Annotated in this window: 22 protein-coding genes and 1 pseudogene; 13 read left to right on the plus strand and 10 right to left on the minus strand. The window is 66.9% G+C overall.

Going from position 1 to position 22188, the window contains the following annotated elements; genetic code table 11:
* The first annotated feature begins 287 nt into the window (after nucleotides 1-287).
* The 5 genes from clpC1 (at nucleotide 288) to CDN38_RS16015 (ending at nucleotide 6068) form a co-directional block, all read left to right on the plus strand.
* A complete protein-coding gene (gene clpC1, locus CDN38_RS15995) occupies nucleotides 288-2834 on the plus strand; it encodes an ATP-dependent protease ATP-binding subunit ClpC (protein ID WP_075510222.1) in 2547 nt (848 codons plus the stop codon).
* Nucleotides 2835-2976: 142 nt separating this feature from the next.
* The gene (locus CDN38_RS16000; protein ID WP_099319050.1) at nucleotides 2977-4266 is read left to right on the plus strand and encodes a PE family protein; all 1290 of its coding nucleotides are present in this window, start codon (nucleotides 2977-2979) and stop codon (nucleotides 4264-4266) included.
* Nucleotides 4267-4543: 277 nt separating this feature from the next.
* Nucleotides 4544-4753, plus strand: a complete 210-nt coding sequence (locus CDN38_RS16005) for a CbtB domain-containing protein (protein ID WP_075510220.1) — start codon at nucleotides 4544-4546, stop codon at nucleotides 4751-4753.
* Nucleotides 4754-4761: 8 nt separating this feature from the next.
* Nucleotides 4762-5547 (plus strand): CbtA family protein, encoded by a 786-nt coding sequence (locus tag CDN38_RS16010; RefSeq protein ID WP_075510219.1) that lies wholly within the window; start codon nucleotides 4762-4764, stop codon nucleotides 5545-5547.
* A 17-nt stretch (nucleotides 5548-5564) separates the two neighbouring features.
* Nucleotides 5565-6068 carry a histidine phosphatase family protein gene (locus tag CDN38_RS16015; RefSeq protein ID WP_075510218.1) on the plus strand — a complete coding sequence of 168 codons (504 nt, stop codon included), beginning with the start codon at nucleotides 5565-5567 and terminating at the stop codon, nucleotides 6066-6068.
* Here the strand turns inward: CDN38_RS16015 and CDN38_RS16020 are convergent, their stop codons facing one another.
* The gene (locus tag CDN38_RS16020) at nucleotides 6069-7445 is read right to left on the minus strand and encodes a serine hydrolase (protein ID WP_408633018.1); all 1377 of its coding nucleotides are present in this window, start codon (nucleotides 7443-7445) and stop codon (nucleotides 6069-6071) included.
* Nucleotides 7408-7725, minus strand: a complete 318-nt coding sequence (gene mhuD / locus CDN38_RS16025; RefSeq protein ID WP_023368509.1) for a mycobilin-forming heme oxygenase MhuD — start codon at nucleotides 7723-7725, stop codon at nucleotides 7408-7410. Before mhuD ends, CDN38_RS16020 begins: the two co-directional genes overlap by 38 nt.
* A gap of 14 nt (nucleotides 7726-7739) precedes the next feature.
* Between mhuD and CDN38_RS16030 the strand changes: the two genes are divergently transcribed.
* The 3 genes and pseudogenes from CDN38_RS16030 (at nucleotide 7740) to CDN38_RS16040 (ending at nucleotide 9622) form a co-directional block, all read left to right on the plus strand.
* Nucleotides 7740-8516: an alpha/beta fold hydrolase gene (locus CDN38_RS16030; protein WP_099319051.1), complete on the plus strand. Its 777-nt coding sequence runs from the start codon at nucleotides 7740-7742 to the stop codon at nucleotides 8514-8516.
* 150 nt (nucleotides 8517-8666) lie between these two features.
* Nucleotides 8667-9096: pseudogene (locus CDN38_RS31880) on the plus strand (PE family protein); the annotation flags it as partial.
* 202 nt (nucleotides 9097-9298) lie between these two features.
* Entirely contained in the window at nucleotides 9299-9622 is a 324-nt protein-coding gene (locus tag CDN38_RS16040; RefSeq protein ID WP_063468853.1) for a helix-turn-helix transcriptional regulator, read from the plus strand.
* Between the two features lie 38 nt (nucleotides 9623-9660).
* Here CDN38_RS16040 and CDN38_RS16045 read toward each other — a convergent pair whose 3' ends face one another.
* The 5 genes from CDN38_RS16045 to CDN38_RS16065 form a co-directional block, all read right to left on the minus strand.
* Nucleotides 9661-10422, minus strand: coding sequence for a hypothetical protein (locus tag CDN38_RS16045; RefSeq protein ID WP_201258265.1), 762 nt, complete (start codon nucleotides 10420-10422; stop codon nucleotides 9661-9663).
* A 79-nt stretch (nucleotides 10423-10501) separates the two neighbouring features.
* The gene (locus CDN38_RS31885) at nucleotides 10502-11440 is read right to left on the minus strand and encodes a putative inorganic carbon transporter subunit DabA (RefSeq protein ID WP_267888237.1); all 939 of its coding nucleotides are present in this window, start codon (nucleotides 11438-11440) and stop codon (nucleotides 10502-10504) included.
* Nucleotides 11441-11505: 65 nt separating this feature from the next.
* Complete coding sequence (locus CDN38_RS31890; protein ID WP_075510214.1) at nucleotides 11506-12426, minus strand: putative inorganic carbon transporter subunit DabA; 921 nt, start codon at nucleotides 12424-12426, stop codon at nucleotides 11506-11508.
* Nucleotides 12423-13985, minus strand: coding sequence for a proton-conducting transporter transmembrane domain-containing protein (locus tag CDN38_RS16060; RefSeq protein WP_075510213.1), 1563 nt, complete (start codon nucleotides 13983-13985; stop codon nucleotides 12423-12425). The genes CDN38_RS31890 and CDN38_RS16060 overlap by 4 nt, the downstream gene beginning before the upstream one ends.
* Nucleotides 13986-14231: 246 nt before the next feature.
* Nucleotides 14232-15143 carry an HhH-GPD family protein gene (locus CDN38_RS16065; protein WP_075510269.1) on the minus strand — a complete coding sequence of 304 codons (912 nt, stop codon included), beginning with the start codon at nucleotides 15141-15143 and terminating at the stop codon, nucleotides 14232-14234.
* On the opposite strand from CDN38_RS16065, the gene CDN38_RS16070 reads away from it, so the two are divergent.
* Both CDN38_RS16070 and CDN38_RS16075 read left to right on the plus strand, forming a co-directional pair.
* Nucleotides 15142-15765: a carbonic anhydrase gene (locus tag CDN38_RS16070; RefSeq protein ID WP_075510212.1), complete on the plus strand. Its 624-nt coding sequence runs from the start codon at nucleotides 15142-15144 to the stop codon at nucleotides 15763-15765. The two genes, CDN38_RS16065 and CDN38_RS16070, sit on opposite strands and share 2 nt — an antisense overlap.
* A 117-nt stretch (nucleotides 15766-15882) precedes the next feature.
* Nucleotides 15883-16677, plus strand: coding sequence for a hypothetical protein (locus CDN38_RS16075; protein ID WP_099319409.1), 795 nt, complete (start codon nucleotides 15883-15885; stop codon nucleotides 16675-16677).
* Between the two features lie 4 nt (nucleotides 16678-16681).
* Here the strand turns inward: CDN38_RS16075 and disA are convergent, their stop codons facing one another.
* From disA to CDN38_RS16090, 3 genes are read right to left on the minus strand one after another with little or no spacing between them, the layout of a single operon-like run.
* A complete protein-coding gene (disA, locus tag CDN38_RS16080) occupies nucleotides 16682-17758 on the minus strand; it encodes a DNA integrity scanning diadenylate cyclase DisA (RefSeq protein ID WP_099319053.1) in 1077 nt (358 codons plus the stop codon).
* Nucleotides 17759-17778: 20 nt separating this feature from the next.
* Nucleotides 17779-19191: a DNA repair protein RadA gene (gene radA / locus CDN38_RS16085; protein ID WP_075510209.1), complete on the minus strand. Its 1413-nt coding sequence runs from the start codon at nucleotides 19189-19191 to the stop codon at nucleotides 17779-17781.
* Between the two features lie 58 nt (nucleotides 19192-19249).
* Nucleotides 19250-19807 carry a copper chaperone PCu(A)C domain-containing protein gene (locus tag CDN38_RS16090; RefSeq protein ID WP_075510208.1) on the minus strand — a complete coding sequence of 186 codons (558 nt, stop codon included), beginning with the start codon at nucleotides 19805-19807 and terminating at the stop codon, nucleotides 19250-19252.
* A gap of 671 nt (nucleotides 19808-20478) precedes the next feature.
* On the opposite strand from CDN38_RS16090, the gene carD reads away from it, so the two are divergent.
* The 3 genes from carD to ispF are packed head-to-tail and all read left to right on the plus strand — an operon-like array spanning nucleotide 20479 to nucleotide 22159.
* Nucleotides 20479-20967, plus strand: a complete 489-nt coding sequence (carD, locus tag CDN38_RS16095) for an RNA polymerase-binding transcription factor CarD (RefSeq protein WP_007166539.1) — start codon at nucleotides 20479-20481, stop codon at nucleotides 20965-20967.
* Between the two features lie 17 nt (nucleotides 20968-20984).
* A complete protein-coding gene (gene ispD / locus CDN38_RS16100) occupies nucleotides 20985-21665 on the plus strand; it encodes a 2-C-methyl-D-erythritol 4-phosphate cytidylyltransferase (protein ID WP_075510207.1) in 681 nt (226 codons plus the stop codon).
* Nucleotides 21662-22159: a 2-C-methyl-D-erythritol 2,4-cyclodiphosphate synthase gene (gene ispF / locus CDN38_RS16105; RefSeq protein ID WP_075510206.1), complete on the plus strand. Its 498-nt coding sequence runs from the start codon at nucleotides 21662-21664 to the stop codon at nucleotides 22157-22159. Before ispD ends, ispF begins: the two co-directional genes overlap by 4 nt.
* Nucleotides 22160-22188: the final 29 nt, after the last annotated feature.

The raw sequence follows: 22188 nt of genomic DNA on the forward strand, positions 1-22188 counted from the left end.
CGGCGCCCAGGCTCCAAGCCTGGGCGCCGGTGCTGTGTCGCTTTCGCTGGTGGCGAACCCGCCGCCGTCGGCGCCGGAAACATATCGGCGATCCTCCTCGTTGACGTGGTGCGGTTCTGAAGTAAGAGGTGCCACGCGGACATGGGTCCGCGCCCCGGAACCGCTAGGTACCGCAAGGTTATGAACCCTGGCGGGCCGACCATTACAGTGGACAGCAGGTACGCGGGGCCGAGCCGGACCGGCTCGGGGCCGACCAAAGTACCGATGAGGAGAGCAGGTAACCGCCGATGTTCGAACGATTTACCGACCGTGCCCGCCGGGTCGTCGTCCTGGCGCAAGAAGAGGCCCGGATGCTGAACCACAACTACATCGGCACCGAGCACATTTTGTTGGGTCTTATTCACGAAGGCGAAGGCGTAGCCGCCAAGTCGCTGGAGTCGCTGGGTATCTCGCTGGAAGGGGTCCGCAGCCAGGTCGAGGAGATCATCGGCCAGGGGCAGCAGGCGCCGTCCGGGCACATCCCGTTCACGCCGCGGGCCAAGAAGGTCCTCGAGCTGAGCCTGCGGGAGGCGCTGCAACTGGGCCACAACTACATCGGCACCGAGCACATTCTGCTGGGCCTCATCCGCGAGGGTGAGGGTGTAGCGGCTCAGGTTCTGGTGAAGCTGGGCGCCGAGCTGACCCGGGTGCGTCAGCAGGTGATCCAGCTGCTGAGTGGCTACCAGGGCAAGGAGGCGGCCGAGGCCGGCACCGGTGGCCGGGGTGGCGAATCGGGCACACCGTCCACCTCGCTGGTGCTCGACCAGTTCGGCCGCAACCTGACGGCGGCCGCCATGGAGGGCAAGCTGGACCCGGTCATCGGCCGCGAGAAGGAAATCGAGCGGGTGATGCAGGTGCTGAGCCGGCGCACCAAGAACAACCCGGTGCTGATCGGCGAGCCCGGTGTCGGTAAGACAGCCGTCGTCGAAGGTCTCGCCCAGGCCATCGTGCACGGCCAGGTCCCCGAGACGCTCAAGGACAAGCAGCTCTACACGCTGGACCTGGGATCGTTGGTGGCGGGCTCACGCTATCGCGGTGACTTCGAGGAGCGCCTCAAAAAGGTGCTCAAGGAGATCAACACCCGCGGCGACATCATCCTGTTCATCGACGAGCTGCACACCCTGGTGGGTGCCGGTGCCGCCGAGGGCGCCATCGACGCGGCCAGCATTCTGAAGCCGAAGCTCGCTCGCGGGGAACTGCAAACGATCGGCGCCACCACGCTCGACGAGTACCGCAAGTACATCGAAAAGGACGCCGCGCTGGAGCGCCGCTTCCAGCCGGTGCAAGTCGGCGAGCCGACGGTGGAGCACACCATCGAGATCCTCAAGGGTCTGCGGGACCGCTACGAGGCCCACCACCGGGTGTCCATCACCGACAGCGCGATGGTGGCCGCGGCGACGTTGGCCGACCGCTACATCAACGACCGGTTCCTGCCGGACAAGGCGATCGACCTGATCGACGAGGCCGGGGCCCGGATGCGGATCCGCCGGATGACCGCGCCGCCGGACCTGCGCGAGTTCGACGAGAAGATCGCCGAGGCGCGCCGGGAGAAGGAATCGGCCATCGACGCCCAGGACTTCGAGAAGGCCGCCAGCCTGCGGGACCGGGAAAAGCAACTGGTCGCCCAGCGTGCCGAGCGCGAAAAGCAGTGGCGCTCAGGGGATCTCGACGTGGTCGCCGAAGTCGACGACGAGCAGATCGCCGAGGTGCTGGGTAACTGGACCGGTATCCCGGTGTTCAAGCTCACCGAGGCCGAGACCACCCGGCTGTTGCGCATGGAAGAAGAGATCCACAAGCGGATCATCGGACAAGAAGATGCCGTCCGCGCTGTTTCTAAGGCGATACGTCGCACGCGCGCCGGGCTGAAAGACCCCAAGCGCCCGTCGGGCTCGTTCATCTTCGCCGGCCCGTCCGGCGTCGGTAAGACCGAGCTGTCCAAGGCGTTGGCCAACTTCCTGTTCGGCGACGACGACGCGCTCATCCAGATCGACATGGGCGAGTTCCACGACCGGTTCACCGCGTCGCGGCTGTTCGGTGCTCCGCCCGGATATGTCGGCTACGAGGAAGGCGGCCAGCTCACCGAGAAGGTGCGGCGCAAACCGTTCAGCGTGGTCTTGTTCGACGAGATCGAAAAGGCCCACCAGGAGATCTACAACAGCCTGTTGCAGGTGCTCGAGGATGGCCGGCTCACCGACGGTCAGGGCCGCACGGTGGACTTCAAGAACACCGTGCTGATCTTCACGTCGAACCTGGGGACATCCGATATTTCCAAGCCTGTCGGCCTCGGGTTCACCAAGGGTGGCGGTGAGAACGACTACGAGCGGATGAAGCAGAAGGTCAACGACGAGCTCAAGAAGCACTTCCGACCGGAGTTCCTCAACCGCATCGACGACATCATCGTGTTCCACCAGCTGACTCGTGACGAGATCATCCAGATGGTCGACCTGATGATCGGCCGGGTCGCCGGCCAGCTCAAGAGCAAGGACATGGCGCTGGAGCTGACCGACAAGGCCAAGTCACTGCTGGCCAAGCGCGGCTTCGACCCGGTGCTGGGTGCCCGTCCGCTGCGGCGCACCATCCAGCGCGAGATCGAGGACCAGCTGTCCGAGAAGATCCTTTTCGAGGAGGTCGGGCCGGGGCAGGTCGTCACGGTCGACGTGGACAACTGGGACGGCGAAGGCGCCGGCGAGGGTGCGGTGTTCACCTTCACCGGCACCCGCAAGCCGCCGGCCGAGCCGGATCTGGCCAAGGCCGGAGCACCTGGCGCCGGCAGTCCCGGGCCGACCGCGCCGTAGTAGCGGGCACGGTGCCCAGCGGTTACGGAATCTGATCGGTAACAGCCAGTCGACTGCGGAACATTGGGCGAAAATCCGGTCTGTCGGGCTGGGGGGCGATACCCTCTCGCCAGGTGATTACTCGATGTGGCCGGAGGTACCCATGTCGTTTGTGATGGTGGCGCAGGACGTGGTGGCGGATGCGGCTTCGGACCTGGCGAATCTCGGTTTGACGATCCGCTCGGCCAACGCGGCGGCAGCGGTGCCGACGACCGGCGTAGCTGCAGCGGCAGCCGATGAAGTGTCGGCGGCCATCGCGGCGTTGTTTGGGGCGCACGCCCAGGAGTATCAGGCGCTCAGCGCTCAAGCGTCGGCGTTTCACACACAGTTCGTGCGGTCATTGACTACAGCTGCGGCTTCGTATGTCGGCGCCGAGGCTGCCAATACTTCAGGGTTGCCGGACTTGCTGGGTCTGATCAACGCGCCCTCCCAAGCGCTGTTGGGCCGCCCGCTGATCGGTAACGGCGCCAACGCGGCGACGCCCGGCGGTAACGGCGGTAATGGAGGGATCCTGTGGGGCAACGGCGGTAACGGCGCGCCCGGCGTTGCCGTGGGCCAAGCGGGCGGTAACGGCGGGGACGCTGGGCTGTTCGGCAACGGAGGCAACGGCGGGGCCGGCGGTCCCGGCAGCAACGGCGGCAACGGCGGCAACGCCGGGCTGTGGGGCAACGGCGGATTCGGCGGGGCCGGCGGCGCCGGCGTGGCCGGCGCCAACGGGGTCAACCCCGGTACCAGCCCGGCGGCTGCTGGCTCACACGGCGCGCTTCCCCCAAACCAACCCAACGGCGGCCCCGGCCAAAATGCCCCGCTCGCTGACGTCGGGCAGGCCGGTGGCCCCGGCGGCAGCGGCGCCGACAACCCTAACCTATCGCAGGTTGGTGGCAGCGGCGGCGCCGGCGGGAACGGCGGCTCCGGCGCGCCCGGGGGTAGCGGCACCGCTGGCGGCAACGGCGGTGTCGGTGGTCGTGGCGGGTTGTTGGTGGGCGACGGCGGCGACGGCGGCATAGGTGGCGCTGGCGGGTCGGGCGGTGCCGGCGCGCCCGGCGGCCCCGGCGGGGCCGGCGGCATCGGCGGCGACGATATCGCCGGCGCCGGCAGCAAAGGCGGCCCAGGCGGCCAAGGCGGCCAAGGCGGCATCGGCGGTGTCGGCGGCAACGGCGCCAACGGGGGCAACGGGGGCGCGCCCGGCGCGGCCGGGCTGTTCGGCCGCTCCGGCAGCGCCGGGTTCGGCGGCGCCGGCGGCGCCGCCGGCAGCGGTGGTCCCGGCGGCGACGGCGGAGCATCTGGTCCCGGCGGCTCAGGGGCTCCCGGCCCCGGAGCCGCCGGGGCACCCGGTGTTCCCGGTGCCACCGGAGCCAACGGCACACCCGGCACGGACGGCAACCCTGGCTGACACCAGGCCCCGTCACCGCGGCGCCCGGGTACTGGTGAGCGCAGTGCCCAGCAGCCACTGAACAACGGCAACCAGATGTCTGCGGTGCCGGCACCGCAGACATCTGGTTTGATCATCGGCGCGGCTCACGGTCTACACTGACGGTTGTTGTCAGTTGTTGTCGATGAGCAACGGAATCTGGTGAGAATCCAGAACGGTCGCGCCACTGTACACAGTCAGACCCGGCGCTCGTCATCAGCACCCAAGGTGGGACGCGAGATCCCAGAAGGAGTGGACGGTGGCGAATCCCCAAACAGCCCAAGTCGGATCGGTTGATCTTTCGGCGGCAAGCGCTGCGCTCTGGTTGGCGGGCACCGCCTTCCTGGCGCTCTTGGCGCTCTACTTCGTCGGCATCGACCAGGGTGCGGTCTCGTTGTTCGGCAGCGACTCACACGTGCACGAGTTCTTCCACGACGCAAGGCATCTGCTCGGCTTCCCCTGCCACTGACCGTCATCGTGGAGAAGCGTCTGATCGTACGCGGTCTTCTGGCGGGTGCGGTAGCCGCGGTGCTGGCGTTTGTTTTCGCCCGCGTGTTCGCCGAGCCCGTGGTGGGCCGCGCAATCGACTTTGAGGACCGCCGCGCCGACGTCGCACACGCTCTGGGCCTGCCGCACGAGCACCGCGCTGAGCTGTTCACCCGCGGCGTGCAGGCCAATGCCGGATTGGGTTTCGGTGTGCTAATTTTCGGCGTCGCGATGGGTGCCTTATTTGCCATCCTGTTCTGCCTCGCTTATCGGCACGCGGAAGGCATTCCGCCACGGGATCTTTCGCTCCGGCTGGCGGCGGGAGCGTTTACCGCGGTGTATCTTGTGCCGTTTGTGAAGTATCCGCCCAATCCGCCGGCCGTCGGTGAGTCGGACACGCTCGGGACACGCACTTTGTGGTATCTGGTGGCGGTGCTGGCGTCGGTGGTGGTGGCGATATTGGCGGCGTGGCTGGGCCGGCGGCTAGCGGGGCGACTTGGCGCATTCAACGCCGGGCTGTCGTCGGCCGGTGCCTATGTAGTGGTGATCACGCTGGTAATGCCGGCATTGCCGGCGGTGAACGAGACGCCCGAACCGATGCGTGACGCCTCTGGTGCGATCGGCTATCCCGGTTTCCCGGCCGACGTTCTCTACGAATTCAGGCTGGTTTCGCTGGGCACGCAGCTGGTGCTGTGGGTGACCATCGGGCTGGTGTTCTCGGTGCTCGCGGGCCGGCTCCTGGATGAGGGTGCCGAAAGGGTCAAGTCATCCGGTTGACTCTGGTGTCGCATGCGATGACTGATGCGATGGCTGCCGCGCGCTTTCCCGTCGATGAGCCGCTCAGCGACATTGGCCGTCGGCAGGCCGAAGCCGTTGTCGGCCTTGATATTCGGGAAACCACGTCCCAGCTCTCCGGGCCCGAGCAGCGCGCCCGGCAAACTGCCGAGTTATTGGGGCTCAACCCAACAACGGAGTCGCGACTGGCCGACCTCGATTGCGGACGGTGGTGTGGTGAAACCCTGGCGAGCGTCGACGCCGAAAAGCTGACCGCTTGGCTGACCGACCCGGCTCAAGCGCCACACGGCGGCGAGTCGATCGTCGACCTGATCGACCGGGTGGCCGGATGGCTCGCGTCGCTGGCCGGCAACACGGTGGCGGTCACGCATCCAGCGGTGATTCGCGCGGCGATCCTGGTGGCACTTGATATTCCACCACAATCCTTCTGGCACATAGACATTGCGCCGCTTAGCCGCACGGTGATGCATTTCCGTGAACGGCGCTGGACGTTGCGGCTCTAGCTATTTCGGGCCCACCAGCGCGAAGACCTGTTTGGCGACCTCTAGCATCCATCCGGTCACCGTCGGTCCGTGATCGCGGGGCCAGTTCAGCTGAAAGCTCGCCACCCACGGCTGACCGGTCCTGTCCTCGGCATACCAGCTGAAGGTCAGGTCCCCTGGTAGGCCACCGGCTTTCGCGCCGATGTAAGGCCATTCGTTGCGATCCAGTTGGATGCCCGCGACAGCGGACAGGATCTGTCTGACGGGCGCGGCCGGGCCAACCGCATCGGCCTGCAAAGCCAGGTGCACCCGGCAGATATCCTCCGCGCTGCCGTACCACTCCGCGCCGTACGTGGAGGCCGGAGTGTGGGCACGCATCGGATCAGGTTGGTAGGGAGTAGTATTCGCCTGCTGCAGCAACTGAGCGCGGACTTGCTGGGATGCGTGCTTCCATTGGTCACGCACATCCGGTTGACCCCAGCCGACGGAGAACAGCTCGTACATTGTGGGAAACGGTGTCATGCTGGCCGGATCGTGATGGCCGGCGGTGGCCAGCGCCTCCTCGATAGCGTGGGTGCCCAGCCGCTCGATCAGTAAGTCGGTGGCCATGTTGTCGCTGGTGGCGATCATCTTCTCGGCGGCGGTGCGAACCGAAACATGCGCTCCGGGCGGCAGTTCCAGGCCCGACGAGCCCACCGCTTTGCTCTTGGCGGTCACGGTGAGCATTTCGTCCCAGGACACCGTGCCGCCCTTCACCGCGTCCGCCAGGGCGTGTAACACGTACAACTTGAAAATCGAAGCAAGCGGCAAGGATTCACGGGTATTGGTGCCCGCTACCGGGTCGCAGTTGCCGTTGGTCACCTTGGCGACTTGGTACGAGTAGCGGGCGCCGGTTCGGCTCAATACGGCGTCGACGTCGCGCCACGAGCTGACCGACGGTGGCTGGGTCTCGAGATCGAACCGATCGACCTGGCCCTGGTCGTCGGTATGGATCCGAATGTCTTGCCGCGCACCGTAAGACGAAATGAGATGTAGCGTGGCCACACTGGCGCCGATGGCTACGCCCTCGACGGTGAACGGGCGGTCCCACCACAGCTCTGCCATGGTGTGCTCGACGGAGCCGATCTGCCCGGGCGTCGCCAGGGTGCCGACGCCCACCGGACCGATCGGCCAATCCGAGTTGAGCATGTCCACCGTCTGCTGGGCGCGCAGGCCGGGTGGTGTTCTGGTGTCGACGCGGCGTCCAGGATCGGCTGCGTTAGCGGTGGGGGTGGGCGAGTGCGCGCAACCGGGAGCCAGGGTGACCACTAATGCGGCAGCGGCGCCCAACGCTAACGCACGGCGCGGCGCCGCCTGCCGGCTATTTCGCTTCGCCAGTCCCGGCAACGTCGAGTACAACCTCGAATTCCAGCAGCGAAGCGCCTGTCGCCACGGGGTTCGCCCGGTGGCCGGCATGGGCTTCGATGGCCGGCCCGTTCGCCCAGGCCTGGAATGCTTCATCGGACTCCCAGTGTGTCACCACGAAGTAGCGGTCTTCGCCCTTGACCGGACGTAGCAACTGGAAGCCGAGGAAACCGGGAGAATTCTCCACCGCATGTGCGCGGTGGGCGAAACGCTTCTCCAGTTCCGGGCCAGCGCCGGCGGGCACCTCGATTGCGTTGATCTTCACCACTGGCATGTCGCTAGGTTACCGTGCCCGGCATGCCGAGCGATCTGTTGACCCATCGGGGAGGGCGAGGTGAACCGCTGGTCCTGGTACATGGGTTGATGGGCCGGGGTAGCACGTGGTCGCGGCAGCTGCCCTGGCTGACCCGGTTGGGCAGTGTCTATACCTACGACGCGCTGTGGCATCGAGGCCGTGACGTCGACGATCCGTACCCGATCAGCACCGAACGCTTCGTGGCCGACCTGGGTGATGCGGTTGCTCCGCTGGGCGTTCCGGCGGGACTGGTCGGGCATTCGATGGGTGCTTTGCATTCGTGGTGTTTGGCCGCGCAGCGTCCGGATTTGGTTTCGGCGTTGGTGGTCGAGGACATGGCACCGGACTTCGTTGGCCGCACCACCGGTCCGTGGGAGCCGTGGCTGCATGCGCTTCCCGTCGAATTCGCCTCTGCGGAGCAGGTTTTCGCCGAGTTCGGCCCGGTCGCCGGTCAATACTTCCTGGAGGCCTTCGACCGCACCGCCACCGGTTGGCGGCTGCACGGAAATACCTCACGGTGGATCGAGATCGCCGCCGAGTGGGGCACCCGCGACTACTGGGCGCAGTGGCGGGCGGTGCGGGCCCCGGCGCTGCTGATCGAGGCCGGCAACTCGGTCACACCGCCCGGGCAGATGCGCGAGATGGCTGAAAGAGACCGTCCGACAACGTATCTGAAAGTCCCTGAAGCGGGTCATCTGGTCCACGATGAAGCGCCGCTGGTGTATCGCCACGCGGTCGAATCCTTTTTCGCTGACCTCGGTGCCGGCTGAGCCGACGCCGACGGAGATAGCGCCGAGATACATCCGCAGTCGGTCGAGCCCCTTGACCGCATTTCACCCGCGCACCTGAATCGGCTCCGATGCCACGGCGGCGACGATACGATGTGATTTGCTGTCGGTGTCGTCAATTAGGAGCGTCGGATGTTCTTCGCAATCGTAGTGCCGGAGACGCTGACGGCATCGGCTTCGGATGTCGCAAGGATCGGATCGTCACTCAGTACCGCCAACGCCGCGGCAGCCGCCCCGACCATAATTGTGCTCACGGCCGCTGCGGATGAGGTTTCCGCGGCTATCGCGACGCTGTTCGGCGCACATGCGCAGGAATATCAGCGAAGCTCAGCGCGCCGGCGGAGGCCCAATGCCTCGCCCTTGCAAACGGTAACAGCAGCTACTCAACGCGATCAATGCGCCGGCGCAAACCCTGCTGGGGCGCCCGTTGTTCGGCAATGGCACCAATGGGGCGCCTGGGACGGGGCAGAACGGTGGACCCGGTGGATTGCTGCGGGGCAATGGCGGTAACGACGGCTCAGGTGCCCCCGGTCAGGCCGGTGGGGCCGGCAACCCGGGCGGTTTCGGTGCACCGGAGCCGACGGTCAACCTGGTTGACCGGGCGGTCGCCTGCGCCCGCCGCAGCAGACGACCGTCGCCGAAGCGACCGACCCAGCGGCACTCCGCCGCCCTTACCCGTCCGGGGCTTGGGCACCCGAGCCGCTAATCCGATGGTCAATTAACGAAGTGGTTTACGCGAATCTCAAATGTCCTATAATGAGGGAATGGACGCTGCCGAAAAGCGGAGCGCGGCCGCCCAACCTGCTGTCGAAGCTCCCGACCGAACCTGGACCTTCCTGACGAACCACGCCCATGTGTTGCTGTGCGTGTCGACCGGCGAGCCCCTGACAGCTCGCGAGCTGGCGCTGCGAATCGGCATCACCGAGCGTTCTGTGCAGGCGATATTGACCGACCTGACCGAGGAGGGCTACCTCATCAAGTCCAAGGTTGGTCGTCGCAACGTATACGAGCTCAATCCGCAGGGTCGGCTACGCCACCCACTCGAAGCCAGCCATACCGTGGGTGAGCTCGTTACGGCTTTGTCCTGAACGCCTTGACATGGCCGGATGACCGCCGCGCCGGTCCGTCATGCCGACGTCCGGGCGAGCTGATGCCGCCCTGCCCGCTTGGGTAGGGGTAGCCCGGCCAGACGGCGCCATGACTGGATCGCCTCGGAGGTGACGTGGGCGTATCCGATTGGCGAATCAATCCCGGTACCGAGCATGTGGGCGCGCAGGGCGCTGCCGGTGACGGCGTCCAGTGTCGCCTGGCGGCGACCTTCGACGAGCTCGGTCGACTGGTGTGCCGCCTGCAGGGCATAGAACCCGGCGGGATTCGACGCGGGAACGAAGGCATTGGCTTCGCCCATCGCAATGTCATACGCGGTATGCCAACGGGCGAGCGACGGCATAGTGCCTCGCGCAACGCGCCGGTGCAGTTCCGCGATATCGGCGATCGCCTTGATTGTGGTGATTCTGGCGTATCGGACGAGTCCCCAGGTCGGACTGGTCAACAGCTCGGCCGCCCAGGCATGAACGACCCGGCGGGAAACCCCGGCGGTTCCCACCGTCTGCCAGCCTAGGTCGAGGGCGATAATGCTGTTTTCAGGCGTCAAGTAACCGCCCGGACCGGCCAGCAGGTCATTGCACGATTGGACGAATGCGGCCAACGGGCGGGCCGAACACGCAGGGTAGTCGGTGATCTTCGAGTCGCCGTTGATGTATGAGATGACGTTCATGGCGCAGCCGGCGCCGCTTCCCGGCTGGTGAGGGCCTTTGGCCAACCTCAACGGGTTGGTGATGCGGTCGAGATCCATCTGCCCTTCCTCCGGCGTTCGCCACTCCCTCATGCGAAAGGTATATAGCCGAAGCATTTTTCATCAATGGCATTTCGTATGAGTTTGCTATGAGTGGGGAAGTGGGAGGCCGCTAAGACGGGCCGTCGCCATCGGCGCTCATGGCCTGCGCACCTCGGCGGTGCACGTCCGGGAGATGGCTAGCCGGAACCAGGTGCTGGTCCAACACGGTGACCCGGTCGGTGGCGGTGTCGTGCTGAGCCGCGACGAACCAGGTGTCCTCGGGAATCGTGATCCCCAAGGTGCTCAATTCGGCCCGGACAGCCGCGTCGTTGAGGATCGCCGCAGCGGTACGGGCGTTGGGTCCGCCGGCCTGTCCGCCGCAGGCGCCACAGTCCAGTGCCGCCTGGTACGGGTTGTTCTCGGTGACGCTGCCGTGCCCGCACAGGACAACCAGCCGGGCGAATTCCTCCGTGAGGCCCATGGTGGTGAGTGCGACCTGTGCGTAAAGGGCGCGATGGGCCAGTGCGACGGTGTCGTTGATCGACAGCACGGTAGGAGCCGGGGGTGCCAGCCGATCGCGTAGGCGTCGCCGTAGTTTCCCGCTGCCCGTCGGGCTCAGCGTTTTGACCGCAGCCCACGGACCGGTCGCCCAACCGGCCGCCTCGGCCAAGGCGAATGGGGCGATCAGCGCCTGCTTGGCGGCATGAAATGCCGCTTCGGCGCCGGCCATGATGGTGTTTCCGTTGCGCAGCCGCTGCGCCGCAGCGGCAGCCGACGGCACCGGGCGTTCGACGACTTCATGCTCGGGACGGATCAGCACCGGGCACAGGTCGTTGGGGGATCCACCGAGCACGCTGGTGTACCGGATGGCGACGGCGAAGAAGCCGGCGAAGCCGAAAGCCCGGTATTCGCCGAGGAATTCGATGTGGCGGCGCAGCCCCTCGGAGCGGGTGTCGATGCAGCACACGATCTGGGCGGCGGCGCGCCCAATCCCGGGCGTCGGGGGGTTTTCCGCCAAGGCTCGCAGTAGCGCGTCCCGATAGTGCGCCTCGTAGGCCTGCTGCCACACCAACTGCCGTGCCGTAACCGGCAATACCGACAAAACCCTTGCGGCAGCGCCCAAGTCGGCGTCGCTTACCTCGTCGAGCCTCCATTCTCGTCCAGTGCGGCGGCCCGTTCGCGGGCCGATGGAATGCGCGGCCGGGTAGCCGCCACCGGTTCGTCCGGCACGCTGAAGGTGTTGTGGGACAGCAATACTGCTTCGTACGTCAGCCGCATGGCGAGGTAGTCCAGTAGGTCCACACCGGTGCCGCGCTCGGCAGACCAGCGGACGTGGGCGGCCCAGCCCGGAAGCCGTGTCAAGTGGGCCTGCAAGTAGATGATCCGGTCGTCGTCGGCCACGCCGAGCTGGTGCAGGGCTTGCAGCGCGGCGTCGTCGGCCCGGGTGGGCGCCTTGCGCAGCGAGGCCCGCACCCGTCGGCTCAGCTTGTGGTCGCCGGGGGCCAATGTCCGCCAGGCGCGGTAAAAGCCCAAGTGGTGGTCGGGCATCGGCCAGCCCGCTGCCGGCGATCCGAAGAAAGCCGCACACCATCTGGCGGCTTGGGCGTCGACCTGCCCGGCTACCTGTGGTGCCACCTGCTCGCTCTGAGTCATGTTGCGGCGTAACGGTTTCGGAGCCAAGCTGCCGTGCAGCAGGTCGCCGCGCAACAATTGCGAAGGTGTCAGCACGCGGGTTCCCATCCGGACGGGCTCGCCGTCCAGCAATGTGGGGTAGCGCAGCCGCAGCGTCGACTCGAGATCGGCGTCGGTGATCCGTCCGCTGCGGTACAGGGCGCGGAACGTCGTCTCATCCAGCACGCCGGCGCTGCCGTAGAGGTCGCCGGCCCGGCGGACCGCCTGCTCGAAGGGCATCGACTCCAGCCCGGCCAGCGGGTTGACCGCGATAAAGGTCTCCAGCGGGTAGTGGGTCGGTATCACGCGGGCGGCCAGGTTCACGTCGCTGCGTAACTGCGCGCGGCGGGTTTCGGTCGAGACGTTGTCAGCCACGATGGTCACTGGAGCGCTCCTGTCAGTTGTGTGGTTGGTTGGGGACGGGTCGCCGGAACATGGCCGGCGACAAGCGCTTTCGCGTACAGGGCGCGCTGCAGTCGACCGAACCAGCCGTTGGCGGGGGCCTGGGGCAGCAGCGTCAGTGCCGCAAGGACGACCGCGACCGCGACGATGCCCGCAGAAGAGGCGGACGGTACGGTGACCGCGGGTAGATCGGGAGCCAGGAATCCGGTTACCGCGCCGACCAGTGCGACGTATCCAATGGCCGCCACGAGCAGTGCGACGGCTCCGATGAGAGCGGCCCGTGCGCCCGGGCTTCGTGCCAACCAGCCCGTCAACGCCGCCGCTGCGGTCGCCCAGGTGAAGACCAGCAGCACCTGCGCCGAGCCGTGCTCGACGTTCGGCAGTCGCACGATGTTGCTGGCCGCATACAGCGCGGCAGCCGGCAGCAGCAGCGCCGAGGCATGGATTGCCGACCACCGGGTCCGGGTCAGCGTCGGCGCCGGTGGCCGAGCCGCCTTTTGGCGGCGCTTGGCGATCGCCGAGCCGGACGACAAGAACAGGGTGGCTTTGTAGAAGCCGTGGCCCACCAGGTGGAATACCGCGGCTGCGGACAGGCCCAGCCCGCAGGTCAAGATCATGAAGCCCATCTGGGCCATCGTCGAATACACCAGCGAGCCCTTGATGTCGGATTTGGTGAGCATCACGACGCCGCCGTAGAGCATGCTGAGCGTCCCGGCGGTGAAGGCCAGGCCCATGGCGATGGCCGATCCGCTGACGATCGGGCTCAGCCGCACCAGCAGCACGCCGCCGGCGTTGACGACACCGGCGTGCAGCAGCGCCGAGACGGGTGTGGGCGCGGCCAGGGTGGCCGGCAGCCAGCGGTGAAACGGAATCTGCGCCGATCGCGACAGAGCCGCCACCACGATCAGGCCCGCTGCCGCCGACAAGGCCGGTGACCAGCCCTGGTATCGGTTGGTTCCGAGGTCGAACAGGCTGACGTTGCTCCATTGCATGGTGATCAAGCCGACCGCCAACCACAGGGCTAGATCGCCCAGCAGGAACGCTGTCGCCGTCCGCAGGACGCCGTCGCGGGCGGCGGGCAGCTCCCAGTAGGTGGCCTGCAGCAGACACAGTGCGGTGCCGGCCAAGGTCCACGAGACGGCCAAGCCGATCAGAGTTCCGGAGGTCATGAGGCCGGCAGAGGCCGTCGTGAGCAGGCCGGTACCGGCGGTGAACCACCCCGATCGCCGGTCACAGGCAAGGTAGCGCAGCGCGAAAACCTGTACGACCGTGCTCACTCCGTACACCAACACCAGCAGCAGCGCGCTGAGCCGGTTGGCTCCCAGCTCGGCGATCAGGGTGCCGCGTGCTGACCGCAGGGTGGCCGAGATGGGGCCGTCGACCGCTACGTGCAGCGCCATCAGCAATGCGGAAACCAAGCCCGCGCCGGCGGCCACGACGCCCAATTGGCCGACGAGGCGTGGATGCCGAGTACCGGCCAGGAGCGCACTCAGCGACGCGAGTAGGGGCAACGTCAAGGCACCGACGAGGACGGCGTTCACCGGCCATCACCGCCGGTGCCGGTAGCGGTACGTCTGGAGTTCATGCGAAGCAAACGACGCGATATAGAATACCGCTGTTCAAACATCATGAAACAGATTTCATATCTGTTGGATCGGGAGATCTGCGAGGCGCGGCGGGATGAAGCGGCACCGCCCGTACCGCTGCGCCGCCTTACCATTCTGCTGCCGGGAACGTGACGCACCGCGAAAGAACTTGGCCCGCAGCGGGTTAACCGGCTAAGCGAGCTACTCCTCGCCCGCCAGCGCGAACCGTCCGTCGAGCGTCCGGGTCACCAGGCCGTCGACAAGCAACGAATCCAGCGCCCGGTCACGCTGCGCGGTATCGATCAGCCATGCCATGTCGAGCTCGGCGCGGGTTGCTGGAGAATCCTTGGCGCGCAATATATCTAGTAATCGCCCGCGGACCTGTCGGTCGGTTCCCGCGTACGCCTGCACGCGCCGCGGCGGACCGTCCGCAGCAGGATATCCAGCGGTCCGCCATGCGCAGCCGCCCACCGGGCACAAACCGCAGCGCAGCGCGCGGGCCGTGCACACCGTCGCGCCCAGTTCCATGAGGGCCACCGAAAAGCGTGGCGCCGACTCATTATTCGGCAGCATCGCCAGGACGTCGGCGTAGTCCCGGGCGGCGGACGGCGCACCTGCATCGGCGCGCCCGTGCACCGCACGAGCCACTACTCGGCGCACGTTGGTGTCCACCACCGGCATCCGCTGGCCGTACGCGAAACACGCCACCGCGCGTGCCGTATAACTACCGACACCCGGCAGCCTCACCAGGGTTCCGACGTCGTCGGGGACCACGTCACCGTGGTCCCGCGCGATGATGGTCGCGCATTCGTGCAAGCGTTTAGCCCGGCGCGGATAGCCAAGTTTCCCCCAGGCGCGCAGCACGTCGGCGGCAGTCGCCGCGGCCGTGGCCGACGCGGTGGGCCAGCGCCGCACCCAGTCCGGCCATATCGACAGTACCCGCGACACCGGCGTCTGCTGCAGCATGAACTCGCTGACCAGAATCTGCCATGCACTGACGTCTGGCCGGCGCCACGGCAGATCGCGACGCGATCGCTCGTACCAAGCGAGAAGATTGGCGGATGATATGTGCTGCGGAGCGGTCACCGGCCGGTACGGCAGAATACGTGACATGCCCAACACCAACCCGGTAGCCGCGTGGAAAGCACTCAAAGAGGGTAACGAGCGATTCGTCGCCGGCAAGCCCGAGCATCCCAGCCAAAGCGTCGAGCATCGCGCCAGCCTCGCCGCTGGGCAGCAGCCGACCGCAGTAATCTTCGGCTGCGCCGACAGCCGGGTGGCAGCGGAGATCATTTTCGACCAGGGCCTCGGCGACATGTTCGTGGTCCGCACGGCCGGGCACGTCATCGACTCGGCGGTGCTGGGCTCCATCGAGTATGCGGTGACCGTGCTGAACGTGCCGCTTGTGGTCGTCCTCGGCCACGACAGCTGTGGCGCGGTGAATGCTGCCCTAACGGCGCTGGACAGCGGCGCTCTGCCAGAAGGCTATGTCCGCGATGTGGTGGAGCGGGTGGCTCCGTCCATTCTGTTAGGCCGGCGCGACGGACTGAAGCGGGTCGACGAGTTCGAAGAGCGCCACATCCACGAGACGGTGGCGCAGCTGATGGCCCGTTCGACGGCCATATCGCAGCGGGTGGCCGCGGGCACGCTGGCCATCGTGGGTGTGACCTACCAGCTCTCCGACGGCCGGGCGGTTTTGCGCGATCACGTTGGTGACGTCGGCGAGGAAGGCTGACATTTCCGCCGCCAACACGGCCTCTAACACGGCCCGCTCTCGATAGGGCCCAGCTAACCTCGCGACACGCCGAGGCAGGTCAAACAGGTCGGCGTGACCTGGGCCTACGGTGTGAATGTGCTGGATCTGGAACCGCGTGGCCCGCTACCAACCGAGATCTACTGGAGGCGCAGGGGACTGGCCCTGGGTGTCGCGGTCGTGGTGATCGGAATCGCGGTTGCTGCCGTCGTCGCCTTCGTCGGCAACACCGCCGGCGCCAAACCCGTCAGCGCCGAGAAACCGGGCTCCGCGCAAAGCCATCCGGGCTCAAACGCGCCGCAGACGCCGGAACCGGCTGGGCAAAACGCCGCCAACGCTCCGGCAGCTCCGCAGGGGCAAAACCCGGAGATGCCCACTCCCACCGCCGCAGTGCAACCGCCGCCGGTGCTGAAAGAGGGGGACGACTGCCCGGATTCCACGCTCGCAGTCAAGGGACTGACCAACGCCCCCCAGTACTACATCGGCGACCAGCCGAAATTCACCATGGTCGTCACCAACATCGGACTGGTGGCCTGTAAACGCGACGTCGGGGCCGCGGTGCTGGCGGCATACGTCTACTCGCTGGATAACAAGCGGTTGTGGTCCAACCTGGACTGCGCGCCCTCCAACGAGACCCTGGTCAAGATGTTCACTCCGGGGGAGCAGGTGACAACTGCCGTGACCTGGACCGGGATGGGGTCGGCGCCGCATTGCCCATTGCCCCGGCCGGCGATCGGTCCTGGCACCTACAACCTCGTCGTCCAGCTGGGCAACCTTCGGTCGCTTCCGGTTCCGTTCGTGTTGAACCAGCCGCCGCAGCCGCCGGGGCCGCTGCCGGCCCCTGGCCCGGCCGTGGCGCCGCCGCCGGAGGCCCCGCCCGCTCAGGGCGGTTAACGCTTTACTGGTCAGCGATCGTCGACTCAGCCAACTGTGACAGGCCCTCGCGCACATGACGGGCCCACATCGCGCCGATGCCGTCGACGGATTGCAGATCGCCGGCACTGGCGGCCAATAGACCCTGCAGCGTTCCGAAGGAACGCACCAGCAGATCGGCATGGGCGAATTGCAGTCGCGGGATGACTGCCATCGCGCGGTAGCCCCGCGGGCTCAGCGCCGAGTCCTGTGCCTCCGCCGTCGTGGGATAGCCGAAAACCTTTGCCAGCGCGGTGAAATCGAGCAGCTCGGTGTCCGAGAGCGCGTCGAGCTCATCCAGGGTGGCGTCGATTTGGGCTTTAGTCGGCGGTTCCGGGTTGGCGTGGTAGTCACGGACGATCAACTCGCGGGCGGTGTCGTTGCCGCCGAGCAGCTCCTCGAGCTGCAGCCGCAGCTGGCGCCCATCGGTGCCGAGTTCCACGGCGTCGTAGTCGATCACTAGGCCGATTCGCCGGACCAGCTCGAGCCGCTGCACCACCGTCATCACGTCGCGCAGCGTGACGAAGTCTTCGATCTCGGCCCGGGAGAGTTGCCGGCTGACCTCATCGAGCCTGGTCTTGTAGCGTTCCAGCGTCGCGATCGCCTGATTGGCCCGGGACAGGATGGTCGCCGAGTCGGTCAAAACGTGACGATCACCGCCGACATAGACCGTCACGATGTTCATCGAGTGGCTCACCGAGATCACCGGGTAACCGGTCTGGATCGCCGATCGTTCCGCCGAGCGGTGGCGCGTGCCCGATTCGTCGGTCGGTATCGACGGATCCGGGACCAGCTGCACGTTGGCCCGCACTATGCGGCTGCAGTCAGTGGAGAGCACCACGGCTCCGTCCATTTTGGACAGCTCGCGCAGCCGGGTGGGGGCATAGCGGACGTCGAGGGAGAAGCCGCCGTCGCAGATGGCCTCGACATTCTCGTCGTAGCCGAGCACGATCAGGGCGCCGGTGCGGCCGCGCAGGATACGTTCCAGGCCGTCCCGTAGCCCGGTGCCGGGCGCCAGGCGGGCGACAGCCTCACGCAGGGTCGGACGTGTCACAGCGTGCATTCTGCTATGGGCGCGACCACTTAGTGACGAGTGTCCAGACGACACACGTTCGCGGGGGCGCTGGTGCGGTGGTCGGCAATGTCGATCATGTGCTCGAGCGCCGCCACGATCGTGGGCGCGCGCAGTGCTCGCAGACCCGCCGGCACCGTTTCGCGACCGGGCGGGACCAACGCGATGTTGAATCCCTGACGAGCTGCCTCGGCGAGCCGCCGGTCCATACCGTTGACCGGCCGCAGGTCGCCCGCCAGCCCGACTTCGCCGATCATCACCGCCGTGGTGGGCAGCGGCAGGTTCGCGTACGCCGAGGCCAGCGCGATCGCAACAGCCAGATCGGACGACGGATCGGTCAATCGCATCCCGCCGACGGTTGACAGATAGATGTCGTTGACACCGATGCTCAGCCCGGCGTGCTTTTCTAGTACGGCGGTGATCATCGCCGCGCGGGCGTGGTCGATGCCGCTGACGGCCCGCCGCGGCGAACCGCCGGCGGGAGTGGCCAGCAACGCCTGGACTTCCCCGATCAGCGGCCGCTTCCCGTCGAGTGTCACGGTGATGGCGGTACCGGGCACGGGAGCTGACCGCTGGTCGAGAAACAGGTTCGACGGGTCGGCGATTCCCTCGATACCGTTGTCGTGCAACAGGAAACACCCAACCTCGTCGGCGGCGCCGAATCGGTTCTTGATCCCGCGAACCATTCGTAACCCGCCGTTGCGGTCGCCTTCGAAATGCAGCACCACATCGACGAGATGCTCGAGCGAGCGCGGTCCGGCAATCGACCCTTCCTTGGTGACGTGACCGACCAGGATCAGCCCGAACCCGTCAGCCTTGGCGGCCGCGGTCAGGGCGGCCGTGACCGCGCGCACCTGGGTGACCCCGCCGGCTACGCCGTCGGCCTCGCTGGTGGACATCGTCTGCACCGAGTCGATGACCACCAGCGACGCCTGCACGGTCTCGATGTGGCCCAGTACCGCCTGCACGTCGGATTCGGCGGCCAGATACACCTGTTCGCCTTGACAGCCGATCCGGTCGGCGCGCAGCCGGATCTGCCCGGCGGACTCTTCGCCGGAGATGTACAGCGCGCGCTGCCCCGACTGCGCCCAGCGATGGGCGACCTCGAGCAGCAGCGTCGATTTGCCGACACCGGGTTCGCCGGCCAGCAGCGTCACCGACCCCGGCACCACGCCGCCGCCCAGCACCCGGTCGAGCTCGTCGATGCCGGTCGGACGGTGCCGGTTCAGGTTGGGCTGCACCGAACTGATCGGAACGGCGCGCGACGCCGGCACCGGCAGGCGGCGACCACTGCCGCCGACCCCGTTTCGTATCGACACCTCTTCGACGGTGCCCCAGCTGCCGCATTCCAGGCACCGCCCCACCCACTTGGCGGTGAGATGACGACAATCCGAGCAGCGGAATTGCGAACGCACATTGGCCACGCCGTGACCGTATCCGTCGGGTACGACAGCCCCGGCGCGGCAGGCTGCGTGGGGGCGGTCAGTGCCGGACCGGAGTGGTTGCCTGCTCGTGTGGCTGAGCCAGCGGCGCCGCGATCGGCACCATCAGGGTGCCCTGTCCGGCCTTCTCGAAGTTGAAGGTGAAGCTGTACGTCAAGCCGTTCGTGATGGGCTTGGTCAAGACGACGCTTGCCCTGGCCGCCTGATTCGACCCCAGCGGGCCCGGCGCGACCAGTTGGCCGTCCGGCGTACCGACAAACAGCATCCCGCCGGCGGGCAGCCGCGCGTCACCGGTCACCGTCACCGTGCCGACGTCGCTGCCGATGCTCACCAAACGATCCGCCACATCCGGGGATTGGTTGACGGCCACCAGCACCAAGTCCACTTTCCTGCCGGGCTGCAGGAAATCACCGCTGCGCTGCAGGGCTTGGATCCGGACGTCGCGCAGCACCACGTTGTTGATGGCCAGCCGGTTGCCATTGACGGCGGGCTCTTGGTTGGCGGTCTGGGAGATCTGGCCGGTCCCGCAGGCACTCGCCAGTGTGGCAATCAGTGCGACCAGGCCCACCACGGTGAGGCGGATCTTGAAGCGGTTCACTCAATGCCTCCTGCTGGGTTCGGAGCATGGCAGGTCGCATGATGGCCTGCTGACTGCGATTCGACTATGCACAGTAGTAGGTTGCTGCCGCCGGCGGTAGCGCCGGTGTCGATGGCGGGTGCGATTCGCGATCTAGGTGTGATCTCGTAGGCGCGATCTTCACGAAGACCTCACGCTGGTGGCATGTCCGGTGCCCATACCGGCAGGTGGGCGGCGGCGACGGCGGTGACGGTGGTGCCGGCGGTAGTAATGCCAACCCCTTGTTCGGCAGAGGTGCTGACGAGCTGACGGCCCGTCCGGCGCCAACGGAGTCCGGGGCGCAGACGGGTTGGGCGGGCGTCCCTAGTCAACCCGGACTGGCGGTACTTGAACTCTTTCCTGGCAGCGTCGACCAATCTTCCGGCACCGGGTGAGCATGCTCCATCGAGTTGGCCGGCGGGCCCCGCCTCACCCGGCTGGAGCCGGCGGCGCTGCCGAGGGGTGGGCCAACGGCTACCACACCACAGAACGCTTTGAGACTGCGGCGACAGGCGGCAATCGGCGCGGCGATGCACGTCTTGCATCGCCTGTCAACCCCCAATCTCCAGCTGCGGTGCCCCTGACCTGCACCGTTGATCCGCACACGTCAGGGAGGCGTGTTAGCATAGAGTGACGAAAGGGGCTCAAATCAGATGATCTTCAAGGTCGGTGACACCGTCGTCTATCCACACCACGGTGCAGCGTTAGTCGAGGCGATCGAAACCCGAACCATCAAAGGGGAACAAAAAGAGTATCTCGTCTTGAAAGTGGCGCAGGGCGACCTGACCGTTCGTGTGCCTGCTGATAACGCTGAGTACGTTGGAGTCCGCGACGTCGTCGGCCAAGAAGGCCTTGACAAGGTTTTCCAGGTGTTGCGTGCCCCGCACACCGAAGAGCCCACCAACTGGTCACGTCGTTACAAGGCCAACCTCGAGAAGCTGGCTTCCGGCGACGTGAACAAGGTCGCCGAAGTGGTGCGTGACCTATGGCGTCGGGACCAGGAGCGGGGTTTGTCCGCAGGCGAGAAGCGGATGCTGGCAAAGGCTCGGCAGATACTGGTCGGGGAACTGGCGCTGGCCGAGAGCACCGATGACGCCAAAGCAGAGACCATCCTCGACGAGGTCCTGGCCGCCGCGTCCTGACGACCCCGAGACTCTGGGTGACTGGAGCCACAGGCGCCGTAGTCGCGATCGTTCCGGCCGCGGGGTCGGGTGAGCGGTTGGCCGTTAGCGTGCCCAAGGCGTTTTATCAACTCGACGGGCAAACCCTGGTCGAGCGCGCCGTCGAGGGCCTGCTGGAATCCAAGGTCGTCGACCATGTCGTCGTGGCGGTCCCGCCGGATCGCACCGACGAAGCGAAACTGATCCTCGGGCATAAAGCCATGATCGTTGCCGGCGGCGCCAACCGTACCGAGACCGTGCGCCTGGCGCTCTCCGCGCTGGAGACCCCCGAGCCCGCGTTTGTGCTGGTGCATGACGCAGCGCGGGCGTTGACGCCACCTTCGTTGGTCGCGCGAGTGGTCAACGCATTGCGGGCCGGCCACGCCGCCGTAGTGCCCGCGCTACCACTTACCGACACCATCAAGGCCGTCGACGCCAACGGGGTGGTCTTAGGCACCCCGGAACGGGCCGGCCTCAGAGCGGTGCAGACCCCGCAGGGGTTCGCCGTCGATCTGCTGCGCCGTGCCTACCAGCACGCGGGCACCGCCGACTTCACCGACGACGCATCACTGGTCGAGCACATCGGCGGCCAGGTTCAGGTGGTCAAGGGTGACCCGCTGGCGTTCAAGATCACCAACCGACTCGATCTGTTGTTGGCCCAGGCGGTGGTGCGCGGGTGAACGGACTGCCGCGGGTGGGTTTGGGTGTCGACGTGCACCCGATCGAGCCCGGACGCCCATGTTGGCTGGTGGGCCTGCTGTTTCCGAGCGCCGACGGCTGCTCCGGCCACTCCGACGGTGACGTTGCGGCGCATGCGTTGTGTGACGCCGTGCTGTCGGCTGCCGGGCTGGGCGACATCGGCGACGTGTTCGGAGTCGACGATCCACGTTGGGCAGGGGTCAACGGAGCCAACATGCTGCGTCATGTCGTCGAGCTGATCACGCAGCACGGCTATCGGGTGGGGAATGCCGCCGTGCAGGTGGTCGCCAATCGACCCAAGATCGGTTGGCGCCGTCTCGAGGCGCAGGCCGTGATGTCGCGGCTACTCAATGCGCCGGTATCGGTGTCAGCAACCACCACCGACGGGCTCGGCTTGACCGGACGGGGCGAGGGCCGGGCCGCCATCGCGACGGCATTGGTGATTTCGCTGCGCGACCCGTTCCCAGCCCAGTAGGGCCGGGCGGCCGTTGCGGTTGTAGGCAG

Origin of the sequence: Mycobacterium ostraviense (assembly GCF_002705925.1) — a bacterium.
Taxonomy (GTDB): Bacteria; Actinomycetota; Actinomycetes; order Mycobacteriales; family Mycobacteriaceae; genus Mycobacterium; species Mycobacterium ostraviense.